The sequence below is a fragment of the Streptomyces sp. NBC_01363 genome, from assembly GCF_026340595.1.
Taxonomy (GTDB): domain Bacteria; phylum Actinomycetota; class Actinomycetes; order Streptomycetales; family Streptomycetaceae; genus Streptomyces.
The window spans coordinates 733,203-749,280 of sequence record NZ_JAPEPF010000001.1; the positions used below are offsets into that span (position 1 = coordinate 733,203).

15 protein-coding genes are annotated in these 16,078 nt (G+C 69.2%); 8 read left to right on the plus strand and 7 right to left on the minus strand.

Translation table 11 applies throughout. The features are described from left to right. Positions 1-69: 69 nt before the first annotated feature. The 3 genes from guaB to OG611_RS03320 all read right to left on the minus strand — a co-directional run bounded on the left by guaB (position 70) and on the right by OG611_RS03320 (position 3,200). On the minus strand, positions 70-1,575 hold the full coding sequence (gene guaB, locus OG611_RS03310) for an IMP dehydrogenase (protein ID WP_266415361.1): 1,506 nt from the start codon (positions 1,573-1,575) through the stop codon (positions 70-72). A gap of 139 nt (positions 1,576-1,714) precedes the next feature. After that, the gene (locus OG611_RS03315; protein WP_072486721.1) at positions 1,715-2,290 is read right to left on the minus strand and encodes a sigma-70 family RNA polymerase sigma factor; all 576 of its coding nucleotides are present in this window, start codon (positions 2,288-2,290) and stop codon (positions 1,715-1,717) included. Positions 2,291-2,588: 298 nt separating this feature from the next. Next, on the minus strand, positions 2,589-3,200 hold the full coding sequence (locus OG611_RS03320) for a response regulator transcription factor (RefSeq protein WP_003948568.1): 612 nt from the start codon (positions 3,198-3,200) through the stop codon (positions 2,589-2,591). A 412-nt stretch (positions 3,201-3,612) separates the two neighbouring features. On the opposite strand from OG611_RS03320, the gene OG611_RS03325 reads away from it, so the two are divergent. Further along, complete coding sequence (locus tag OG611_RS03325) at positions 3,613-3,948, plus strand: WhiB family transcriptional regulator (RefSeq protein ID WP_266415364.1); 336 nt, start codon at positions 3,613-3,615, stop codon at positions 3,946-3,948. Positions 3,949-4,031: 83 nt separating this feature from the next. Here OG611_RS03325 and OG611_RS03330 read toward each other — a convergent pair whose 3' ends face one another. Continuing rightward, positions 4,032-4,922 carry a LysR family transcriptional regulator gene (locus OG611_RS03330; RefSeq protein ID WP_266415366.1) on the minus strand — a complete coding sequence of 297 codons (891 nt, stop codon included), beginning with the start codon at positions 4,920-4,922 and terminating at the stop codon, positions 4,032-4,034. A 107-nt stretch (positions 4,923-5,029) separates the two neighbouring features. Between OG611_RS03330 and OG611_RS03335 the strand changes: the two genes are divergently transcribed. Further along, positions 5,030-5,704: an MOSC domain-containing protein gene (locus OG611_RS03335; RefSeq protein WP_266425484.1), complete on the plus strand. Its 675-nt coding sequence runs from the start codon at positions 5,030-5,032 to the stop codon at positions 5,702-5,704. 35 nt (positions 5,705-5,739) lie between these two features. After that, complete coding sequence (locus OG611_RS03340; protein WP_266415368.1) at positions 5,740-6,513, plus strand: SDR family oxidoreductase; 774 nt, start codon at positions 5,740-5,742, stop codon at positions 6,511-6,513. A gap of 8 nt (positions 6,514-6,521) precedes the next feature. Here OG611_RS03340 and OG611_RS03345 read toward each other — a convergent pair whose 3' ends face one another. Further along, positions 6,522-8,051, minus strand: coding sequence for a right-handed parallel beta-helix repeat-containing protein (locus OG611_RS03345; protein ID WP_266415370.1), 1,530 nt, complete (start codon positions 8,049-8,051; stop codon positions 6,522-6,524). Positions 8,052-8,334: 283 nt separating this feature from the next. Between OG611_RS03345 and OG611_RS03350 the strand changes: the two genes are divergently transcribed. The 5 genes from OG611_RS03350 to OG611_RS03370 all read left to right on the plus strand — a co-directional run bounded on the left by OG611_RS03350 (position 8,335) and on the right by OG611_RS03370 (position 13,772). Further along, complete coding sequence (locus OG611_RS03350; RefSeq protein WP_266415373.1) at positions 8,335-9,426, plus strand: substrate-binding domain-containing protein; 1,092 nt, start codon at positions 8,335-8,337, stop codon at positions 9,424-9,426. Between the two features lie 208 nt (positions 9,427-9,634). Further along, a complete protein-coding gene (locus OG611_RS03355; RefSeq protein ID WP_266415376.1) occupies positions 9,635-10,963 on the plus strand; it encodes an ABC transporter substrate-binding protein in 1,329 nt (442 codons plus the stop codon). Next, positions 10,963-11,856: a carbohydrate ABC transporter permease gene (locus tag OG611_RS03360; RefSeq protein WP_266415378.1), complete on the plus strand. Its 894-nt coding sequence runs from the start codon at positions 10,963-10,965 to the stop codon at positions 11,854-11,856. The genes OG611_RS03355 and OG611_RS03360 overlap by 1 nt, the downstream gene beginning before the upstream one ends. Continuing rightward, positions 11,853-12,707, plus strand: coding sequence for a carbohydrate ABC transporter permease (locus tag OG611_RS03365; RefSeq protein ID WP_266415381.1), 855 nt, complete (start codon positions 11,853-11,855; stop codon positions 12,705-12,707). Before OG611_RS03360 ends, OG611_RS03365 begins: the two co-directional genes overlap by 4 nt. Positions 12,708-12,743: 36 nt before the next feature. Then, the gene (locus tag OG611_RS03370) at positions 12,744-13,772 is read left to right on the plus strand and encodes a hydroxyacid dehydrogenase (RefSeq protein ID WP_266415383.1); all 1,029 of its coding nucleotides are present in this window, start codon (positions 12,744-12,746) and stop codon (positions 13,770-13,772) included. Between the two features lie 81 nt (positions 13,773-13,853). Here the strand turns inward: OG611_RS03370 and groL are convergent, their stop codons facing one another. Both groL and groES read right to left on the minus strand, forming a co-directional pair. After that, a complete protein-coding gene (gene groL / locus OG611_RS03375) occupies positions 13,854-15,479 on the minus strand; it encodes a chaperonin GroEL (protein WP_093540721.1) in 1,626 nt (541 codons plus the stop codon). Between the two features lie 98 nt (positions 15,480-15,577). Continuing rightward, on the minus strand, positions 15,578-15,886 hold the full coding sequence (groES, locus tag OG611_RS03380; protein WP_093540722.1) for a co-chaperone GroES: 309 nt from the start codon (positions 15,884-15,886) through the stop codon (positions 15,578-15,580). Positions 15,887-16,078: the final 192 nt, after the last annotated feature.

Below are 16,078 nucleotides of genomic sequence, written 5' to 3' on the forward strand. Positions count from 1 at the left end.
CAGTATCCCCGACATGCGCGCCAGGGGCGGCCCCGGGAGTCCCGGGACCGCCCCTGGCGCTGTCGGCGGCTACTTGCTGCGGCTGTAGTTCGGCGCCTCGACCGTCATCTGGATGTCGTGCGGGTGGCTCTCCTTGAGCCCCGCAGACGTGATGCGGACGAAGCGGCCCTTGGTCTCCATCTCGTCGATGGAGGCGGCGCCCACGTAGCCCATCGTCTGGCGAAGGCCGCCGACGAGCTGGTGCAGCACGTTGGCCAGCGGGCCGCGGTAGGGCACCTGGCCCTCGATGCCCTCGGGCACGAGCTTGTCGTCCGAGGCCACGTCGGCCTGGAAGTAGCGGTCCTTGGAGTAGGAGCGGCCCTGCCCGCGGGACTGCATCGCCCCGAGGGAACCCATGCCGCGGTACGACTTGAACTGCTTGCCGTTGATGAAGAGGAGCTCACCGGGAGACTCCTCGCAGCCCGCGAGGAGGCTGCCCAGCATGACCGTGTCCGCACCGGCGGCGAGCGCCTTGCCGATGTCGCCGGAGTACTGCAGACCGCCGTCGCCGATGACCGGGACGCCGGCCGCGCGGGCGGCGAGAGCCGCCTCGTAGATCGCGGTGACCTGCGGGACGCCGATACCGGCGACCACGCGCGTGGTGCAGATGGAGCCGGGGCCCACGCCGACCTTGACGCCGTCGACACCGGCGTCGATCAGGGCCTGCGCGCCGTCACGCGTCGCGACGTTGCCGCCGATGACGTCGACGCCGACGCTGGACTTGATCTTCGCCATCCAGTTCAGCGCGTTGCTGTTGTGTCCGTGCGAGGTGTCGACGATGAGGAAGTCCACGCCCGCCTCGGCCAGGCCCTGCGCGCGCTCCAGGGCCTCGGGGCTGGCCCCGACGGCCGCGCCGACGAGGAGGCGGCCCTCGGCGTCCTTGGCCGCGTTCGGGTACTGCTCGGCCTTCACGAAGTCCTTGACCGTGATGAGGCCCTTGAGCACGCCCGCCTCGTCGACCAGCGGAAGCTTCTCGATCTTGTGGCGGCGCAGCAGCTCCATGGCGTCGACGCCGGAGATGCCGACCTTGCCGGTCACGAGCGGCATCGGCGTCATGACCTCGCGCACCTGACGGCTGCGGTCGGACTCGAACGCCATGTCGCGGTTGGTGACGATGCCGAGCAGCTTGCCTGCCTGGTCGGTCACCGGGACGCCGCTGATGCGGAACTTGGCACACAGCGCGTCGGCCTCGGCCAGCGTCGCGTCCGGGTGCACGGTGATCGGATCGGTCACCATGCCGGACTCGGAGCGCTTCACGAGGTCGACCTGGTTGACCTGGTCCTCGATCGACAGGTTGCGGTGCAGCACACCGACGCCGCCCTGCCGCGCCATGGCGATGGCCATGCGGGACTCGGTGACCTTGTCCATCGCCGCGGAGAGCAGCGGAATGTTCACGCGCACGTTGCGGGAGATGCGGGACGAGGTGTCGACTGCGTTGGGCAGCACCTCGGATGCGCCGGGCAGCAGCAGCACGTCGTCGTATGTCAGCCCGAGCGTCGCGAATTTCTCGGGCACTCCGTCGACGTTTGCAGTCATGACACCTTCCTCAAATGGCCTTGATCGGTGCGGATGTCCATGCTAACGGCCTCCGGGGGTGTCTCATTCCACGAGCAAGATCACCCAGAGGTTCTGTAGCTTCGTACGGAACCTTCCGTACGGACCCGACCGAGTCCGCTCACTGCTCCGCGAGGGCCCGCAGCCTGCTCAGGGCCCGGTGCTGGGCGACCCGGACAGCACCCGGCGACATGCCCAGCATCTGTCCGGTCTCCTCTGCGGTCAGTCCGACGGCGACCCGGAGAACGAGCAGCTCGCGCTGGTTGTCCGGGAGGTTGGCGAGGAGCTTCTTCGCCCAGGCCGCATCGCTGCTGAGCAGGGCGCGCTCCTCGGGCCCGAGCGAATCGTCCGGCCGCTCGGGCATCTCGTCGGACGGCACGGCCGTCGATCCCGGGTGCCGCATGGCGGCGCGCTGGAGATCGGCGACCTTGTGGCCCGCGATGGCGAACACGAAGGCTTCGAAGGGTCTGCCGGTGTCCTTGTAGCGCGGCAGCGCCATCAGCACCGCGACACACACCTCCTGCGCCAGGTCCTCCACGAAGTGGCGGGCATCACCGGGCAGCCGATTCAGCCGCGACCTGCAGTAGCGCAGAGCGAGAGGATGGACATGGGCCAGCAGATCATGGGTGGCCTGCGCATCGCCCTCGACGGCACGGTGCACCAGGGCACCGATCCCCGTCGTCTCGTCGTCGCGCATCGGACCATGGTGCCCCGGAGCCGCGTCATCCGTGCCGCCGCGTCCGTAGTTGTGCACCGAAGCGTTATGAGCGGGTGCGCCGGAAGTCATGTCCTGCGCCCTCCCCTTCCGCTCGACCGAATCGTTCCCCAGGAACTCCACATCTCAAGGATGCGGCATCGGCCGGGAAGCGTCACATACCGTCGGCGCGACGGGCTCCGCGATGGGAGCGGAACCCGTCCCGCGCACGTCGGTCACGTCGCCCCGTCCGCCGGAGCGCGGACGGGGATATCGATCGACTGCCGGCCACGGCCGGCCCTCAGCGGACCAGGCCCCAGCGGAAGCCGAGCGCCACGGCGTGCGCCCGGTCCGAGGCGCCGAGCTTCTTGAACAGACGCCTGGCGTGCGTCTTCACCGTGTCCTCCGAGAGGAACAGCTCACGTCCGATCTCGGCGTTCGAACGGCCATGGCTCATCCCTTCGAGCACCTGGATCTCACGCGCCGTGAGCGTCGGCGCCGCACCCATCTCGGCCGACCGCAGCCGACGCGGGGCGAGCCGCCACGTCGGATCGGCCAGCGCCTGGGTGACGGTGGCGCGCAGCTCCGCACGGGAGGCGTCCTTGTGCAGATAGCCGCGGGCACCGGCGGCGACCGCGAGCGCGACACCGTCCAGGTCCTCGGCGACGGTCAGCATGATGATCCTGGCCCCGGGGTCGGCGGAGAGCAGCCGCCGGACCGTCTCCACACCTCCGAGACCGGGCATGCGTACGTCCATCAGAATCAGATCCGAACGATCGGCACCCCAGCGGCGGAGGACTTCCTCGCCGTTGGCCGCCGTCGTCACCCGCTCGACGCCGGGCACGGTCGCGACCGCGCGACGGAGCGCTTCTCGGGCAAGCGGGGAGTCGTCGCAGACGAGGACGGATGTCATGACCGTCCTCCGCAGCTGATGCGCGTCACCTTGAGCCTCCAGGCTGTTACAAGTCGTCACCTGTGCGGTTGACACTCTCGGACACCTGCCCGATCGCTTTTTTCGTCAACCGCTTCCGCCCTCTCAACGATGGTCACTCGAAAGAGTTACGGGTCGGACAAGCGGGTTCGGCACTCTACGTGAGGGGGCGCACACGGAGAAGAACGGCACGGATCATCCATCAGTCAACCGAATCTTCACATAAAGGTATGCCCCATTTAGCGGGTTTTCTTCCCTTTTACTGGTGTCTGTGGATAGATTCGCAATCAGTCATATTTACATCTACTTACACCGTAGATGTACGGTCGTGGGCACGGTCGATGACGGACGACAACGACGTTTCCGACTCAGCATGGTTTCGAGGGGACAAGCAATGGCAGATTTCTCCCGCCTTCCCGGACCCAACGCCGATCTATGGGACTGGCAACTGCTGGCGGCCTGCCGCGGGGTCGACAGTTCGCTGTTCTTCCACCCTGAGGGTGAGCGCGGGGCGGCACGCAGCGCCCGCGAGAACTCGGCGAAAGAGGTCTGCATGCGATGCCCGGTGCGTGCCGAGTGCGCGGCACACGCCCTGGCGGTACGAGAGCCCTACGGGGTGTGGGGCGGACTGACCGAGGACGAGCGCGAGGAGCTCATGGGACGGGCCCGCAGCCGGCTGATCACGGCGGCGGCACCCTCGGGTGTTCCGTCCCCGTCCGGGCACGGCTGACCCGCCGCACCCGTACCGCAAATACAGAAACGTTTCCGCAATTCACCCGGCCACGACGAGGGGCCGGGTCATCGGCAGGCCGCTCAGCGGGCGGCCGCCAGGGACAGCCGGTCCAAGGTGGCCGCCACCGCCGGAACCTGGGCCAGGTCGGGCAGGGTAAGCGCGACGATCTCCCGCTCGATGACCGGTTCCACCGTCACGGTGCACGCCCCCTTGGGACGTACCGACTCGATCGCCAGCTCCGGCAGCACGGCCACCCCGAGTCCGGCGCCGACCAGGCCGACCACCGCCGGGTAGTCGTCGGTGGCGAAGTCGATCCGGGGAGTGAAGCCCGACGCCTCGCAGACCTCCACGAGCTGACGGCGGCAGCGCGGGCAGCCCGCGATCCACGACTCCCCGGCCAGATCGGCGATGCCCACCGCGGCGGAGCGCGACAGCCGGTGGCCCTCGGGAACCAGGCCGATCAGCCGGTCGGTGAGCAGCGGGCGTACGACCAGGTCGTCCCATTCGGTGCCGGAGGCGCCGTACCGGAACGCCAGCGCGATGTCGCAGTCGCCCTCGCGGAGCATCTCGACCGAGCGCGGCGGTTCGGCCTCCACCAGCGAAACCCGGGTGCCGGGGTGGGCCTCGCGCAGTGCGGCGAGGGCGCCGGGGACCAGGGTGGAGCTGCCGCTGGGGAACGAGACGAGCCGGACCCGGCCGGCCCGCAGTCCGGCGATGGCGGCGACCTCCTCCTCGGCGGCGGTGAGGCCGGCGAGGATGCCGGAGGCGTGCCGGACGAGAGCCTCGCCGGCCTGGGTGAGCCGCATCTCGCGTCCCGTACGGATCAGCAGCGTGGTGCCCGCGGAGGCCTCCAGCGCCTTCATCTGCTGGCTGACCGCGGGCTGGGTGCAACCCAGTTCGCGAGCGGCGGCGGAGAACGAGCCGGTGGCGGCCACGGCGCGCAGGACACGGAGATGACGGGCTTCGATCACCCTTCAACCATAAGCGACTCTTGGGTCGGGTGTGAATTATTGCTGCGCATCTTTGAGGGTGGAATGGTTAGCGTCTCCGTATGACGTCCATCGAACCGGCAGAGCCGATGCGGCTGCTGACCGTGAATGCGGGACGGCCGAAGGCCGTCGACCACACCGACGCCCCCGGGGGCATGACCGGCATCGACAAGCGGCCGGCCGACGGGCCCGTACACGTCACCGACCCCGGGCCCAAGGGCACCGGCGGCAGCGGTCTGGCCGGGGACGCGGTGTGCGATCTGCGCCATCACGGCGGCTCCGACCAGGCGGTGTACGCCTTCGCCCGCGAGGAACTCGACGCGTGGGAGCGGGAGCTCGGCCGCCCGCTGGCCAATGGTTCGTTCGGCGAGAACCTGACGACCCGCGGGCTGGACGTGAGCGGTGCGAGGATCGGCGAGCGCTGGCGCATCGGCCCGGATCTGGTGCTGGAGGTGACGTCGGGCCGGATTCCGTGCCGTACGTTCGCCGGTCATCTCGACGAGCCTCGCTGGGTCAGGCGGTTCACGCAGGCGGCGGCTCCCGGCGCCTATCTGCGGGTGATCGAGCCGGGTGTGATCCGGGCCGGGGACCCGGTCGAGATCGTGCACCGCCCGGACCACGACGTCACCGTGCAGATGGAGTTCCTGGCCGCGACGACCCGGCGGGATCTGCTGCCGGAGCTGCTCGCGGCCGGGGACGCGCTGCATCCCGAGGCGCTGCGTGCCGCTCTGAAGTACGTCGAGAAGTCGGCGGCGGACGGCTGATCGCGGCGTGCCTGACAGGCACTAACGTGCCGCGTATGACGACTGCACTGATTACGGGCGCGACCGCGGGGATCGGTGCCGCCTTCGCGCGGCGGCTCGCGGCCGATGGGCACAACCTGGTGCTGGTGGCACGTGACACCGAGCGGCTGCGCGAGCAGGCGACCGAGCTGCACGACCGGCACGGCATCGAGGCCGAGGTACTGAGGGCGGATCTGTCCGAGGACGAGGGGATCGCCGCGGTCGAGGAACGGTTGACGGACCGTCGGCATCCGGTCGATCTGCTGGTCAACAATGCCGGGTTCGGCAACAAGGGCCACTATCTGGACGTGCCCATGGCCGATGAGCTGAAGATGCTGAAGGTGCACTGCGAGGCGGTGCTGCGGCTGACCTCGGCGGCCGCGGCCGGGATGCGGGAGCGCGGCCGGGGCGGGGTGGTCAACGTGGCCTCGGTGGCGGCGTTCGTGCCGCGCGGGACGTACGGCGCGTCCAAGGCGTGGGTCGTGCAGTTCACCCAGGGCGCGGCGAAGGACCTGGCCGGTTCGGGGGTGCGGCTGATGGCGCTGTGCCCGGGGTTCGTACGGACGGAGTTCCACCAGCGGGCCGGGATGGGGACCGGCAACATTCCGGGCTGGATGTGGCTCGACGCGGACAAGCTGGTGGAGGCGGCCCTGACGGACCTGGCACGGGGCAAGTCGGTCTCGGTCCCGGACCCGCGGTACAAGGCGTTGATGGGGCTCGTGAAGGTGACGCCGCGCGGCCTGCTCGGAGGGGTCACCTCCAAGACAGGCCGCAAGTACGGTCCTCAGTGAGCGGTCGGTTACCGCACCCCGCGGCCCGCGTAGGCGCCGATGTTGGGGGCGCCGGGCTTCAGTGCGTTGCCGAAGTAGTCCTTGCCGCCGTTGTTCTCGATGACGGCTCCGGCGGCGAGGGCGGGCGAACCCGCGCCGAGCCGGAAGTCGGCCCGGAGCTTCGGGTCGGCCGTGATGCCGCCGGGGTTCGGGCGGGTCATGTCGATGCCGTAGAAGGCGTTGTGGTCGAAGGAGAGCCCGGCGGTCGGGTTCTTGAAGGCGTAGCCGCCGGTGCCCTCGCTCACGAAGACGTTGTTGCGGATGGCCAGTTCGTGCTGGGTGGTGGCGGGGCTGCCGGCGTCGTCCTGGACGAGGTAGCCGGGGATCTGCTCCTTGTTGTGGAAGGTGTTGTTGTAGATCTCGGTGCCGAGGATCGGGCCCCAGCAGTTCTGGATGAGGCGGGCACCGTCGTCGCGGCTGACGTTGTAGCGGGCGACCGTGCCGATGGTCTTGGCGCCGCTGTACGGGCAGATCAGCAGGAAGCCGCCCTTGTTGTCGTGGCTGTAGTTGTACTGGAAGACGGTGTTCTGGGAGGCGCCGTCGGCGTCGAAGGACATCCCGTCGTGGGTGTTGCCGCCGCCCGAGACCTCGTTGTACTCGACGGTCGTGTCGTCGGTGTTGAAGGTCCAGATGCCCGCGTTGGCGGAGGGCGAGCGGAGCTGGAAGCCGTCGACCCGGTTGTGGTCGACGCGGGCGCCGCTGGTGGTGTCGAGCTTCATGCCGTCGCCGGCCAGGGACTTGAGAGTGTTGTGGTGGATGCGGACTCCGGTGCTGGGCGTCCACTCCCCCGGGTACACGTTCGGGTCCTGCTGCTGACCGACCAGATCGCGCTTGGAGAAGGTCGACTTGAAGTAGATGCCCTCGCGGTCGACGTCCTCGATGCGGTTGTTCCCGATGTCCAGACCGTCGTACCAGCTGGCCTTCGCCCTGCCCTCGACGGCGATGTGGATCGCGCTGGAGCCGGAGACCGTCTTGTAGTCGCCGCCGCGCACATCGTGGATGTAGAGGCCGGAGATGTCGAAGCCGCGGGCGACACCGTAGTCGGTGAGTCGGAGCCGGACGCCGTTGCGCTCGCTGCCGGGGTTGTCGGCGTTGGTGATCTCCAGCGCTCTGAGGTGCACGTACTGCGTGTTGGAGAGCAGGACGACGTCGTGGGCACCCGCGCCGTCGAGCCTGGCGCGGGCCGGGCCGTTGCCGTAGTCGGCGATGGTGAACGGGGCGCGGGCGGAGCCGGTGCCCGTGGGGGCGAGGGTGCCGGTGCAGGTGGCGCCGCGCTTGAAGAGGAGCCGGTCACCGGGGCCGTAGGTGTGCGCGTTGGCCGCGGCGAGCGAGGTCCAGGGGTGCTGCTTGCTGCCGGAGGCACCGGCCGGGTCCGCGGCGCAGTCGACGTGGAAGGTACGGCCGGTGGGTGCGGCTTGTGCGGCGGTCTGGCCCGCGACGGTCAGGCCGCCGGCGGCCGTCAGGGCCGCGAGCGCCGCAGCAGTGACGCGATGTCTCACAATTCCTCCGTACGAACAGTCAGGGTCGGGACGAACAGTCGGGGTGAGGGCGGGACGAGTCCGCATCGCCGGAATCCTGGACTTGGATTGATCGAACGTCAATGGATTGCGTTTGAATGATCGAAACTCCCATCGTTCGATCACGTTGGTCTAGGGTCTTTTGTTTGGATCAGGCCGGCTCGCGAGCCCGGTCCGGTCCGAACGAAAGACCCTAGGGTCGGACAACGGCCCCGGCACCGGCCGGACCGGGGGCCGGGCCACACACTGCGAGGGGACTGCTGCCGTGCGCGAAAGTGCTGCTGAACGTCATGACCGCCTGCTCGGACTGGTACGGGAACGGGGTTCGGCCCGGGTCTCGGACCTGGCCTCGCAGCTCGGCGTCTCGCCCGTGACGGCCCGCCGCGACGTGGAGGAGCTGGCCGCCCGCGGCCTCCTGGACCGGGTGCACGGATCGGTGTCCTGGCCGCAGGACACCGCCCCGGGCACGGCCGCCGGACCCGGCTCCGCGGGCAGCGGCCTGGTCCTCGGCATGCTCGCGCCCTCGTCGACCTACTACTTCGCCGAGGTCATCCGCGGCGCCCACGAGGCCGCCGCCAGGGCCGGGGCCAGGCTCATCCTGCGGATCTCCGACTACCGGCCCCAGGAGGACCACGCCCGCACCGAGGGGCTGCTCTCCGCGGGCGCCGAAGGACTGCTTGTCGCGCCCGGCTGGCAGGACCCGGGCGACCCCGCCGCGTTCGGCGACTGGATCGCCTCGCTGCCCGTGCCGACCGTGCTGCTGGAGCGCAGGCCCACCGCGGGCTCCCCGCTGGACGGCCTGGACCGGGTCTGCTCGGACCATGCGCACGGCGTGCTGCTGGCCGTGCGTCACCTGGTGGATCTCGGGCACGGGGCGCCGCTGCTGATGGCCCGCGCGGACTCCCCGACCGCCGTCGCGGTGCGGTCCGGGTACGCGGAGGCCCTGGCCGTGCTCGGGCTGCGCGCACCGCAGGACGTGATCGATTCCGTACCGGCCGAACTCGCCCCGGACGCCTTCGAGCAGGCCGTGCGGGCGCTGCGCGAGGCGGTCCTCTCGGGGGTGGCGACGGCGGCGCTGATCCACAACGACGTGGACGCGATCCAGGTGGTGCAGCGACTGGCCGAACTGGGCGTGCGGGTGCCGGAGGACCTGGCCCTGATCGCCTACGACGACGAGGTGGCGGCGCTCGCCGACACACCGCTCACGGCGGTGGCACCGCCCAAGCGCGAGGTGGGCCGGCACGCGACGGAACTGCTGGTGGAGCGGCTGGGCCAGAGCGCGGGCGCACCCCGGCGCCATCTGACGCTGCTGCCGCAGCTGCGGGTCAGGGACTCGTGCGGGGCGCGCCTGCCCTGAAGGGCTGTCCCGCAGGCCCGGGGGCAGATCCCGGAGCAGGCGTTCCCGCAGCCCCCCGCGCCCGGTTCCGCAGCGTACGTCCGGTACTTCCGTACGTAACTTATCTGATCTTTTTTCGATCAATCGATCTTTCGCTCTTGACTTCGGTCACAACTGGTCCAAGGATCACGGCCAACGCCAATGTCGCCGCCAGTTCAGGAGCCTCGCTGTGAGCCGCAGTCCGAGCAGAACGTCCCTCGCCGTAGTCGGCACCGCCACCGCCCTCGCCCTCCTCACGGCCTGTGGCGGCAGCGGCGACGACGATGCCTCCGCCGGAAGCGACGGCAAGCCCGTCAGCATCACCTTCTGGGGCTGGGCCAAGGGGTCCAAGGAGGTCGTTGACGCGTTCAACGCCTCGCACAAGAACATCAAGGTGGTGTACGAGGAGATCCCGTCCGGCAACGCGGGCGGATACGCCAAGATCTCCAACGCGGTGAAGGCGGGCAACGCCCCCGACCTGGTCTCCATCGAGTACCCGCAGCTTCCGGAGTACGTCAGCCAGGGCGCGCTCCAGGACATCGGCCAGTACTTCACCGACGACATCAAGAAGAAGCTGCTGCCGCAGGCGGTCGAGCTGACGACGCTCGGCGGCAAGAACTGGGCCGTTCCGTTCGACGCCTCGCCGCAGTCCTTCTACTACCGCAAGGACCTGTTCGAGAAGTACGGCGTCGAGGTCCCCAAGACCTGGGACGAGTTCCGCAAGGCCGCCGAGAAGATCAAGAAGGCCGACAAGAAGGCCCGGATCGGCACCTTCTTCCCCGATGACCCGACCACGTTCCAGGCGATGGCCTGGCAGGCCGGCGCCCAGTGGTACAAGCCCGAGGGCGACACCTGGAAGGTCAGCACCGCCGACACGGCCACCAACAAGGTCGCCGACTACTGGCAGGGTCTGCTCGACGACGACCTGATCCGCGCCAACGCCTCGTTCAGCCCCGAGTGGACCAACTCCCTCAAGAACGGCGGCACCGTCGGCTACCTCGGCGCGGCCTGGGGCGCGGGTGTCCTCAAGGGCACGCTGCCCGAGCAGAGCGGCAAATGGGCCGTCGCCCCGATGCCCAGCTGGGACGGCAAGCCCGCCAGCGGCATGCTCGGCGGCTCCACCTTCGCGGTGACGAAGACCAGCAAGAAGGCCGAGGCCGCGGTCGAGTTCGCCACCTGGATGTCGACCACCGAGGAAGGCATCAAGGCCCGGATCGAGTCCGGCACTTCGAGCGCCTTCCCGGCCGCGGCGGCGCTGCGCCCGGTGGCCAAGAAGTCCTTCGACGCCGGCTTCTACGGCGGCGAGGACATCTACCAGGTGTTCGAGGGCGCCGCGACATCGATCGGCCCGAACTGGAACTGGGGCCCGACGACCGGCACGACGAACACCACCATGAAGGACCAGTTCGGCAAGGTCGCGAGCGGTGGCACCACCATCAAGGACGCCGTGAAGGCCGGGCACGACGCCACGGTCGCCGAGCTGAAGAAGCGCGGTCTGAAGGTCGAGGACGCAGGCTGATGAAGCGCGCCCGGACGACCAGAGCCGCCGCCATCCTGCTGGGGCCCTTCTTCGTACTGTTCACCCTGGTGATGGTGCTGCCGATCGGTTACGCGGTCTGGCTCAGCCTGTTCACCGAGAAGCAGTCCGGACTGGGCTTCGGCGGCACCGAGACCGTCTTCAGCGGACTCGACAACTACACGGCGGCCCTGGGCGACCGGGCGTTCCGCGAGGGCTTCGGCGTACTCCTCGGATACTGCCTGTTCTACATTCCGCTGCTGCTCATCGGGGCCCTCGCCCTCGCCCTGCTGCTGGACTCCACGCTGGCCCGCGCCCGCCGGTTCTTCCAGCTCGCGCTCTTCCTGCCGCACGCCGTGCCCGGCATCATCGCCGCGCTGATCTGGGTGTACCTCTACACCCCGCAGCTCAGCCCGGTGGTCAGCGCCATGGAGTCCGGCGGGATCGGCTTCGACTTCTTCTCCCCCGAGGGCGCCCTTCCCTCCATCGTCAACATCGCCCTGTGGGAGTGGCTCGGCTACAACATGGTGATCTTCTATGCCGCGTTGCAGGCCATCGACCGCTCCGTGCTCGAAGCGGCCACGGTCGACGGGGCCGGTGCCTGGCGCACCGCGCTCAGCATCAAGGTCCCGCTGATCCGCTCCTCCCTCGTGATGGTCGCGCTGTTCACGGTCATCGGTTCGCTCCAGCTGTTCACCGAGCCGCTGATCCTCAACAAGGGGACCGGCTCCGCCGTCTCCTCCACCTGGACGCCGAACATGTACGCGTACACCGCGGCCTTCGAGCGCAACGACTACGGTCTCGCCGCGGCCGCCTCCATCCTGCTGGCGCTCACGGCCGCGCTGCTGTCCTTCGTCGTCACCCGCTTCACCGGCCGGAAGGGCAAGAAAGCATGAACTCCCCCGCCTCCCGCGGCCGCTGGATGTCGAAGACCGCCGTCAACGGCTTCCTTCTGCTCGCCGTCGTCTACATGCTCTTCCCCCTCGTCTGGCTGGTCACCGCCGCCACGAAGGACACCGGCGGCCTGCTCGCGGGCAACGCGTTCTCCTTCGAGGGCTTCAACCTCGGTGAGAACCTGTCGAACCTGGCCTCCTACGGCGACGGCATCTACTTCCGCTGGTACCTCAACAGCCTCATGTACGCGGGCGGCGGGGCGATCGTCTGTTCGCTGATCTGCGTCGCCGCGGGATACGCCTTCGACAAGTACGAATTCCGGGGCAAGGAGAAGCTGTTCGGCCTCGTGCTGATGGGTGTGCTCGTGCCCACCACGGCGCTGGCCCTGCCGATGTATCTCCTGGCCTCCAAGACCGGCCTGGTCAACACCTACTGGTCCGTGCTGATCCCGGTGCTGGTCAACCCGTTCGGCGTGTATCTCGCCCGGGTGTTCAGCACCGGCTACATACCGAACGAGGCCCTGGAGGCCGCCCGTATCGACGGGGCCGGCGAGCTGCGCGTCTTCTGGTCCATCGGACTGCGCATGGTCATGCCGGGCTTCGTGACGGTCTTCCTCTTCCAGTTCACCGCGATCTGGAACAACTTCTTCCTCCCTCTCGTGATGCTCTCGGACCGCAAGCTCTTCCCGCTGAGCCTCGGGCTGTACTCCTGGAACACCAACACCCACGGCGAGCCGAGCTTCTATCCGCTCGTCGTCACCGGCTCCCTCCTCGCCGTCATCCCCCTGATCGTCGCCTTCGTCTCGCTGCAGCGGCACTGGAAGGCCGGACTGACCGCCGGCAGCGTCAAGTGACTCTCACCGCGAGCCCTGAGGAGTACGAGTTCCACCATGCCCCACGCCACTGACAACCGGCCGACGGCCCTGCTCGCGATGGGGCCCGGCATCGCCGACCGCCTTCTCGCCGACCGCCACCGCACCCGGCTGGCCGCCCTCACCCGTACCGACCCGGACTTCGTCGCCCACGACCTGGCCGACCCGACGCCCGAGGTGGCCGCCGCGCTCGCCGAGGCCGAGGTGCTGTTCACCTGCTGGGGAGCGACGCCGCTCACCGCCGGGGTACTGGCGTCCGCGCCCCGGCTGCGGGCCGTCGTGCACGCCGCGGGTTCCGTGAAGCACCACATCACCGACGCCTGCTGGGAACGCGGCATCGCCGTCACATCGGCAGCCGGCGCCAACGCCCTGCCGGTCGCCGAATTCACCCTCGCCACGATCCTGTTCGCCGGCAAGCGGGTCCTGCACACCGCGCACCGCTACCGCGATCTGCGCGCCGGCCACGACTGGCTCGCGGAGCTCGACGGGGCCGGCAACTACCGCCGTACGGTCGGCATCGTCGGCGCCTCCCGGATCGGCCGGCGCGTGATCGAGCTGCTGCGCCCCTTCGACCTGGACGTGCTGCTGTACGACCCGTACGTGGACGGCGCGGAGGCGGCGCGGCTCGGGGTACGGCTCACCTCGCTCGACGAGCTGTGCGCGAGCAGCTCCGTCGTCTCGGTGCACGCGCCCCAGCTCCCGGAGACGCACCATCTGATCGGTGCGGCGCAGCTGTCCGCCATGGCGACCGGGACGACGCTGATCAACACGGCGCGGGGTTCGCTGGTCGACGAGGAGGCGCTGCTGCCCGAGCTGACGGCCGGCCGGCTGCAAGCGGTGCTGGATGTGACGGACCCCGAACTCCCACCTGCGCAATCGCCGTTGTACACCCTGCCCAATGTGCTGCTCACCCCGCACGTGGCGGGTTCGCTGGGCGACGAGCTGCACCGGATGGCCGACCAGGCGCTGGACGAGATGGAGCGCTTCGCGGCCGGTCTGCCGTTCGCGGACCCCGTGCACTCCGGGAGTCTGAGCCACTCGGCCTGAAACGCCCGAAGGCCCCCTGTCCCACCGCCGAGCGGTGGGACAGGGGGCCTTCTGCGGCTGTGCGCCCTGAGCGGTCAGGCGTCAGTGCGAGTGGCCGTGACCGCCGTGGGCGGCCTCGGCCTCTTCCTCGGCCGGCTTCTCGACGACCAGGGTCTCGGTCGTGAGCAGCAGCGACGCGATGGACGCGGCGTTCTCCAGCGCGGAGCGGGTGACCTTGACCGGGTCGATGACGCCGGCCTTCACCAGGTCGCCGTACTCGCCGGTCGCGGCGTTGAAGCCCTGGCCCTTGTCGAGCTCGGAGACCTTCGAGGTGATGACGTAGCCCTCGAGGCCGGCGTTCTCGGCGATCCAGCGCAGCGGCTCGACGGCGGCGCGGCGCACGACCGCGACACCGGTGGCCTCGTCGCCGGTCTTGTCGAGGTTGCCCTCCAGGACCTTGACGGCGTGGACCAGAGCGGAGCCACCACCGGAGACGATGCCCTCCTCGACCGCGGCGCGGGTCGCGGAGATGGCGTCCTCCAGACGGTGCTTCTTCTCCTTGAGCTCCACCTCGGTGGCGGCACCGACACGGATCACGCACACGCCGCCGGCCAGCTTCGCAAGGCGCTCCTGGAGCTTCTCGCGGTCCCAGTCGGAGTCCGTGGCGTCGATCTCGGCCTTGATCTGGTTGACCCGGCCCTTGACGTCGCCGGGCTCGCCGCCGCCGTCCACGATCGTCGTGTCGTCCTTGGAGACGGTGACGCGGCGGGCGGTGCCCAGCACGTCCAGACCGGCCTGGTCGAGCTTGAGGCCGACCTCCTCGGCGATGACGGTCGCACCGGTGAGGGTGGCGATGTCGCCGAGCATGGCCTTGCGGCGGTCACCGAAGCCCGGGGCCTTCACCGCGACGGCGTTGAAGGTGCCACGGATCTTGTTGACGACGAGGGTCGACAGCGCCTCGCCCTCGACGTCCTCGGCGATGATCAGCAGCGGCTTGGAGCCACCGGCCTGGATGACCTTCTCCAGCAGCGGGAGCAGCTCCTGGATCGAGCCGATCTTGCCCTGGTGGATCAGGATGTACGGGTCGTCGAGGACGGCCTCCATACGCTCCTGGTCGGTCACCATGTACGGGGACAGGTAGCCCTTGTCGAAGGCCATGCCCTCGGTGAAGTCGAGGTCCAGACCGAAGGTGTTGGACTCCTCGACGGTGATGACACCGTCCTTGCCGACCTTGTCCATCGCGTCCGCGATGAGCTCGCCGACCTGCGGGTCCTGCGCGGAGAGCGCGGCCACGGCGGCGATGTCGGTCTTGTCGTCGATCGGGCGGGCGGTCGCGAGGAGCTCCTCGGACACGGCCTTGACCGCGGCGTCGATGCCCTTCTTCAGGGCGGCCGGGGAGGCACCGGCGGCGACGTTGCGCAGACCCTCGCGGACGAGCGCCTGGGCGAGCACGGTGGCGGTGGTCGTACCGTCACCCGCGACGTCGTTGGTCTTGGTCGCCACCTCCTTCACCAGCTGGGCACCGAGGTTCTCGTACGGGTCGTCGAGCTCGACCTCGCGCGCGATGGTGACACCGTCGTTGGTGATGGTGGGAGCGCCGAACTTCTTGTCGATGACGACGTTGCGGCCCTTGGGGCCGATCGTCACCTTGACCGTGTCGGCAAGCTTGTTGACGCCGCGCTCAAGGGCGCGACGGGCGTCCTCGTCGAACTTCAGGATCTTCGCCATGGGAGCTGAGCTTTCCTCTCGAACGAACTGCGCCCCCGACCACCCGGCTGGTTATTCGCGGGGGCCAGGGGCGCAGAACAGAAGCAAACGTGGGTGAATTACTTCTCGATGATCGCGAGCACGTCGCGAGCCGAGAGGACGAGGTACTCCTCGCCGTTGTACTTCACCTCGGTGCCGCCGTACTTGCTGTACAGCACGACGTCGCCGGTCTTGACGTCGAGCGGAAGGCGCTCGCCGTTCTCGAAGCGGCCCGGTCCCACGGCCAGGACGACGCCCTCCTGGGGCTTCTCCTTGGCGGTGTCCGGAATGACCAGGCCGGAGGCCGTGGTCTGCTCGGCGTCGAGCGGCTGGACCACAATGCGGTCCTCGAGCGGCTTGATCGCAACCTTGGTGCTGGCGGTCGACACGATCCGGTCTCCCCCTTCGGAGATCTCACGGGGTAACAGTCTTGGGTGGCGACCAGGTCGATCCGTCGTCGCGGGTGCCGGACCTGCCAGTCGCGCAGTACTGCTGGCACTCTCCAGTGGTGAGTGCCAGCACCGAGACTATGACCGGGATTAGCACTCGGTCAAGCGGAGTGCCAATTCGAGCAGTCGTGG

Coding starts and splice junctions, on each gene's coding strand:
- guaB (WP_266415361.1), bottom strand. CDS start 1,575: ATGACTGCAAACGTCGACGGAGTGCCCGAGAAATTCGCGACGCTCGGG.
- OG611_RS03315 (WP_072486721.1), bottom strand. CDS start 2,290: ATGCGCGACGACGAGACGACGGGGATCGGTGCCCTGGTGCACCGTGCC.
- OG611_RS03320 (WP_003948568.1), bottom strand. CDS start 3,200: ATGACATCCGTCCTCGTCTGCGACGACTCCCCGCTTGCCCGAGAAGCG.
- OG611_RS03325 (WP_266415364.1), top strand. CDS start 3,613: ATGGCAGATTTCTCCCGCCTTCCCGGACCCAACGCCGATCTATGGGAC.
- OG611_RS03335 (WP_266425484.1), top strand. CDS start 5,030: ATGCGGCTGCTGACCGTGAATGCGGGACGGCCGAAGGCCGTCGACCAC.
- OG611_RS03340 (WP_266415368.1), top strand. CDS start 5,740: ATGACGACTGCACTGATTACGGGCGCGACCGCGGGGATCGGTGCCGCC.
- OG611_RS03360 (WP_266415378.1), top strand. CDS start 10,963: ATGAAGCGCGCCCGGACGACCAGAGCCGCCGCCATCCTGCTGGGGCCC.
- OG611_RS03365 (WP_266415381.1), top strand. CDS start 11,853: ATGAACTCCCCCGCCTCCCGCGGCCGCTGGATGTCGAAGACCGCCGTC.
- OG611_RS03370 (WP_266415383.1), top strand. CDS start 12,744: ATGCCCCACGCCACTGACAACCGGCCGACGGCCCTGCTCGCGATGGGG.
- groL (WP_093540721.1), bottom strand. CDS start 15,479: ATGGCGAAGATCCTGAAGTTCGACGAGGACGCCCGTCGCGCCCTTGAG.